6 protein-coding genes and 1 pseudogene are annotated in these 4,906 nt (G+C 49.6%); 3 read left to right on the top strand and 4 right to left on the bottom strand.

Translation table 11 applies throughout. The features are described 5' to 3' along the window. Nucleotides 1-192 (top strand): annotated as a pseudogene (locus FDW94_RS24370) (serine protease); the annotation flags it as partial. Between the two features lie 34 nt (nucleotides 193-226). Here the strand turns inward: FDW94_RS24370 and mdtI are convergent. Both mdtI and mdtJ read right to left on the bottom strand, forming a co-directional pair. Then, complete coding sequence (mdtI, locus tag FDW94_RS16080) at nucleotides 227-556, bottom strand: multidrug/spermidine efflux SMR transporter subunit MdtI (RefSeq protein ID WP_003832870.1); 330 nt, start codon at nucleotides 554-556, stop codon at nucleotides 227-229. Further along, nucleotides 543-908, bottom strand: coding sequence for a multidrug/spermidine efflux SMR transporter subunit MdtJ (gene mdtJ, locus FDW94_RS16075; protein ID WP_162623449.1), 366 nt, complete (start codon nucleotides 906-908; stop codon nucleotides 543-545). The genes mdtI and mdtJ overlap by 14 nt, the downstream gene beginning before the upstream one ends. Nucleotides 909-1,323: 415 nt before the next feature. Here mdtJ and FDW94_RS16065 point away from each other — a divergent pair, with 415 nt between their 5' ends. Continuing rightward, a complete protein-coding gene (locus FDW94_RS16065) occupies nucleotides 1,324-2,358 on the top strand; it encodes an AI-2E family transporter (protein ID WP_128611547.1) in 1,035 nt (344 codons plus the stop codon). 31 nt (nucleotides 2,359-2,389) lie between these two features. Here FDW94_RS16065 and FDW94_RS16060 read toward each other — a convergent pair whose 3' ends face one another. Next, on the bottom strand, nucleotides 2,390-3,586 hold the full coding sequence (locus FDW94_RS16060; RefSeq protein ID WP_048235417.1) for a multidrug effflux MFS transporter: 1,197 nt from the start codon (nucleotides 3,584-3,586) through the stop codon (nucleotides 2,390-2,392). Nucleotides 3,587-3,848: 262 nt separating this feature from the next. Between FDW94_RS16060 and FDW94_RS16055 the strand changes: the two genes are divergently transcribed. After that, nucleotides 3,849-4,700 carry an aldo/keto reductase gene (locus FDW94_RS16055; protein WP_079934003.1) on the top strand — a complete coding sequence of 284 codons (852 nt, stop codon included), beginning with the start codon at nucleotides 3,849-3,851 and terminating at the stop codon, nucleotides 4,698-4,700. Between the two features lie 41 nt (nucleotides 4,701-4,741). On the opposite strand, the gene FDW94_RS24365 is transcribed toward FDW94_RS16055, so the two are convergent. After that, nucleotides 4,742-4,906 (bottom strand): NAD(P)(+) transhydrogenase (Re/Si-specific) subunit beta (locus FDW94_RS24365; RefSeq protein WP_249358607.1); only part of this gene is annotated, 165 nt, incomplete at its 5' end.

The raw sequence follows: 4,906 nt of genomic DNA, 5'->3' as shown, positions 1-4,906 counted from the left end.
GTCTTGTCGCACCAGTGCGACACGCTCCCGGGCGACAGCGGTTCACCGTTGATGCTGAAGACAGATTCAGGCTGGCAGTTGATTGGCGTACAAAGCTCCGCTCCGGCAGCGAAAGATCGCTGGCGAGCCGATAATCGCGCCATATCCGTGACCGGTTTTCGCGATAAGCTGGAAGAGTTGGCGCAGGAGTAACATATGCTGCCCGCATTAACGGGCAGCACGGATATCAGGCAAGTTTAATCATCACCATTCCGGCCAGCAGCAGCGCCACGCCGATCCAGCCTTTATTATTCAGGCGCTGACCAAACAACACCCAACCAGCCGCTAACGTCGCGGCAATCCCAAACCCGCCCCACAAGGCGTAGGCAACAGAAAGGTCAATACCTTTTACCGCCTGCGACAGCGCACTAAAGGCCGCTAACACGGCAGCCAGCGACAGCACGCCATAAATCTTGCGGCGAAATCCATCAGAAAATTTCAAAAAGACGTTAGCGACTATTTCCAGCACGATGGCCATGCCAAGCCAGGCACCATGAACCCACTCAAACTGCTGCATGGGTCACCTCTTTGCTCGTTTTGGCAGGTTTTCGAGTACCAGACTTGATCAGCACAATGCCTAATACCAGCGAGACCAGTCCAGCCACTTTCATCGTGGACAAGGTTTCGTCAAATAACAACACACTAAACAGCGTAATAAATAAAATACCGATACCTTCCCACAAGGCATAGGCCACACCAAGGGCAATTTTTTTAACAGCGAAACTAAGAAAAATATATGATAAGGCGATCATTACCAGCATTAAAATAAAGCCTGAATTACCATGGCCAACGCTTGCCCATTTCATTGACAGCGTACCAGTAATTTCAGCCGCGATGGCCAGACCTAATAATATCCAGTAAAACATGATGCTTCTCCTGCTTGAGAATATAGTCCTTTAGGCCTACTGCATGCAGTAAACCAAAAAAAAAATTAGTTAGCTCAGCGCACAGCGCCAGCTCAGGCAGAAGAAGGGACTAAAGCGCGTTGCGCCAGTGTTGCTCACCCGCAAGCAAGAAAGTGGAGGAGGTACGAAGAAGTGTAGGTAAACGCAAAAACATCCTGAACATATTGTCCATAATATTACAATTATCCGCAGTGTTGCTTCTCATCATCGCGGATGATAATTGTCCTCGGTAGTTAAACACAGATGATTTGTATCATAGCTTCAAGACGAACTCAAAGTCTTTTCACTTCTTTACCTGCCCCGTTTGATTTTTGTTATAACGGCTCGACGCAAATCACATTATTATGCTGATTCAAAAATGAAAAATGCGGGAATACACATGGCGAAACCGATCATCACGCTTAACGGTCTAAAAATAGTAATTATGCTGGGCATGCTGGTTATCATCCTGAGCGGTATTCGCTTTGCCGCAGATATCATCGTCCCCTTTATTCTGGCGTTATTTATAGCCGTTGTGCTCAATCCCGTGGTGCAGCGGATGGTCAAGCTTCGCATACCGCGCGTAATTGCGGTGTCATTGCTTATCGTTATTATTGTAATGTTAATGGTGCTGCTGTTGGCGTATTTAGGTACATCCTTAAATGAACTTGCGCGAACGCTACCGCAATATCGCTCTTCACTGGTTATCCCACTGAAAAATCTTGAACCATGGTTACAACGCGCAGGGATCGGCGTTACCGTGGACGAGCTCGTCAAATATATCGATCCGAACGCGGCAATGACGCTGGTGACCAATTTACTGGCGCAGCTTTCAAATGCTATGTCATCGATATTTTTACTGCTACTGACTGTAGTTTTTATGCTACTGGAAGTACCGCAACTGCCCAACAAACTCAAACAAATGATGAGTCGCCCCATTGAAGGTATGGCGGCGATTCAACGCGCCATCGACAGCGTCTCCCACTATCTGGTGCTTAAAACGGCAATCAGCATTGTGACCGGGTTGGTCGCCTGGGGCATGCTTGCTGCATTGGATGTGCGCTTTGCCTTTGTCTGGGGATTACTGGCCTTCGCCCTGAACTACATCCCTAATATCGGTTCTGTATTGGCAGCCATTCCCCCTATCGCTCAGGTGCTGGCATTCAGCGGTCTTTACGATGCGCTGGTGGTTCTGGCAGGCTATCTGGTCATCAACCTGGTATTCGGGAATATCCTCGAGCCGCGGATCATGGGCCGCGGGCTGGGGCTGTCTACGCTGGTGGTATTTCTGTCGTTAATCTTCTGGGGCTGGTTGCTCGGTCCCGTGGGGATGCTGCTTTCTGTGCCGCTGACCATCATCGTGAAAATCGCGCTTGAGCAAACCAACGGCGGTCAAAGCATTGCCGTGCTGCTTAGCGATCTGAACAAAGAATGAGTTTTCGCCCCGCCATTACGGGGCATTTCCTTTATCGTTTCACGCGGAAAGCCAAAACGGCGCTTAACAGCGTAAATAGCGCTATTATCCACGCCATGGTCCAGGGCGTGCCATCACTGAAGGCGGCCAGCAGCAACGATGAGATAATACCGCTGCCATATTGCAACGCGCCAATCAGCGCCGAAGCTGAACCCGCAATGTTCGGTACCGCGTCCAACGCCGCAGCAGTCGACGTCGCGGCAATAATGCCATTCATCGAGAACAGCAGAAAAATGGAAACGATAATGGCAACAATTCCGCCTGACTCCAGCTTAACCAGCAGTGCAAGCGCCACTGCGGCCAGCGCCGCCAGCATCGTCGCATATTTCAGCAGTTGTTCCAGAGCGTGTCGTTGAACCAGACGACGGTTAACCACGCTCATCGCCATAACACCGATAATGTTTAGCGCAAACAACCAGCCGTAATGCTGTGGATCAACATGGTAATAGCTAATATAAACAAACGGTGACCCGGTAATAAACGCGTACGCACCGACGTAATAAAACGTCAGGCTCAGGGTATAGCGCATAAAACGCCCATTCGTTAACAACGAGCGGTAATTACGAAATGCGCCAGCCAAAGAGGCTTTCACCCGTTTATCTTCCGGCAATGTTTCGGGCAGCCAGTTTAGGGAGATAAACATCAGCGCACCAATCACCACCAGCAGCCAAAAAATAGAGTGCCAGGTGCTCAGGCGAATAATTTGCCCGCCAATCAACGGTCCGGCGATTGGCGCAATCGCCATAACCAACACCAGGGTCGAGAGCATTTGCGCCGCACGAGTACGTGCAAAGAGATCGCGGATCATCGCTCGCGCCAGCATAGGCCCGGTACAGGCTCCAAGCGCCTGAAATACCCGCCAGAAAACAATTTGCGTGATACTTGTAGACAGCGCACACCCTGCGGAACCAATGATAAATAGCACCATGCCGATAAACAGCGGCTTGCGCCGCCCCATATGATCGCTAATCGGCCCCCAAATCAACTGTGCGATAGTAAAACCAATTAAGAAACCAGTAATCGTCAGCTCAACATTGCCATGTAAATCCTCGGCCATCGTCGGCATTGCTGGAAGATAAATATCGGTAGAAAGCGATGTAAAGGCCATCAGGCCACTGAGGATCAGAATAAAAGTAAGACCGGTCTGGCTTGCGGTAGTTACCGGTGAAGCATGTTCACGTGTACGCATAGTGCCCTGTCATGTTCTAAAAAGTCAGGTCGCAGTATATAGACAACGTATTGCCGTGATTAGACGGTTAAAACCGCATGAGTTTATGAACTGAAATCATGAATGGTGAAATCATATGCGTCATATTTTGTGACTGACTTCCAACAATTGCCTTTCAGAAATGAATTCTACTCATAGGTCCATGCGAATTTCACAGACTAATCGTATCAACACAGATTTGCTAATCTGCAGCCAATGCAACGATGATGCTCAGGAGAACCCAATGAATACAACAGTTCTGAATAACGGAGTTGAGATGCCCCTGCTCGGATTTGGCGTTTATCAAATGACTGATGCCAGCGAATGTGAGCAAGCCGTACGGGATGCCATCGATACAGGATATCGCCTGATTGATACCGCAGCCTCCTACCAGAATGAAACTCAGGTCGGCAATGCACTTAAGCAAAGCGGAGTCCCCCGCGAGGCGCTTTTTGTGACTACCAAACTGTGGTTACAGGATACCAACTATGCAGGCGCAAAGGCGCAATTCGCACGTTCTCTGCAACGGCTTCAACTGGATTATATTGACCTTTATTTGATTCATCAGCCCTATGGCGATGTGCACGGTGCCTGGCGCGCGATGGAAGAATTATATGAAGAAGGGAAAATCCGCGCGATTGGCGTGAGTAACTTTCATCCGGATCGTCTGGCGGATTTAATCGCTTTCAACCGCATTATTCCAGCCGTTAACCAGATTGAGGTGAATCCTTTTCATCAGCAACCGCATGCCGTAGCCTGGATGCAGAGCCGGAATATTCAACCGCAAGCCTGGGCGCCGTTCGCTGAAGGACGCAATGACCTGTTTCAGAACCCGGTCTTATCGGCTATTGGTGAAAAATATGGCAAAAGCGTTGGTCAAGTCGTGCTGCGTTGGATTTATCAACGTGGGATTATTTCGCTGGCGAAAACCGTGCGTAAAACGCGGATGGCCGAGAATATTCAGGTGCTGGACTTTGCCCTAACGGCGGAAGAGATGACGCAAATTGCCGCGATGGACAGCGGAACCAGCGCGTTCTTCTCGCATCGCGATCCGGCTCGTGTGGAATGGATCACCCAACGTAAACTGGATGTTTAAAAAAACGGCCTCCGCAGAGGCCGTCTTACTTTTACTGGCAATTACAGCGCTTTCAGGATCGCATCCACGCTGGCTTTGGCATCGCCAAACAGCATATGGGTGTTGTCTTTAAAGAACAGCGGGTTCTGCACACCTGCATAGCCAGTGTTCATTGAACGTTTGAACACAATTACGTTCTGCGCTTTCCACACTTCCAGCACCGGCAT

The organism is Citrobacter sp. wls757 (assembly GCF_005280935.1).
Lineage (GTDB): Bacteria > Pseudomonadota > Gammaproteobacteria > Enterobacterales > Enterobacteriaceae > Citrobacter > Citrobacter portucalensis.
The sequence above is the reverse complement of the archived record's forward strand: the minus strand, read 5'-3'. Positions and strand labels throughout refer to the sequence as shown.

Bases quoted from the DNA above. Each gene is read 5' to 3' on its own strand.
- FDW94_RS16060 (WP_048235417.1), bottom strand. From the start codon at position 3,586: ATGCGTACACGTGAACATGCTTCACCGGTAACTACCGCAAGCCAGACC.
- FDW94_RS16065 (WP_128611547.1), top strand. From the start codon at position 1,324: ATGGCGAAACCGATCATCACGCTTAACGGTCTAAAAATAGTAATTATG.
- mdtI (WP_003832870.1), bottom strand. From the start codon at position 556: ATGCAGCAGTTTGAGTGGGTTCATGGTGCCTGGCTTGGCATGGCCATC.
- FDW94_RS16055 (WP_079934003.1), top strand. From the start codon at position 3,849: ATGAATACAACAGTTCTGAATAACGGAGTTGAGATGCCCCTGCTCGGA.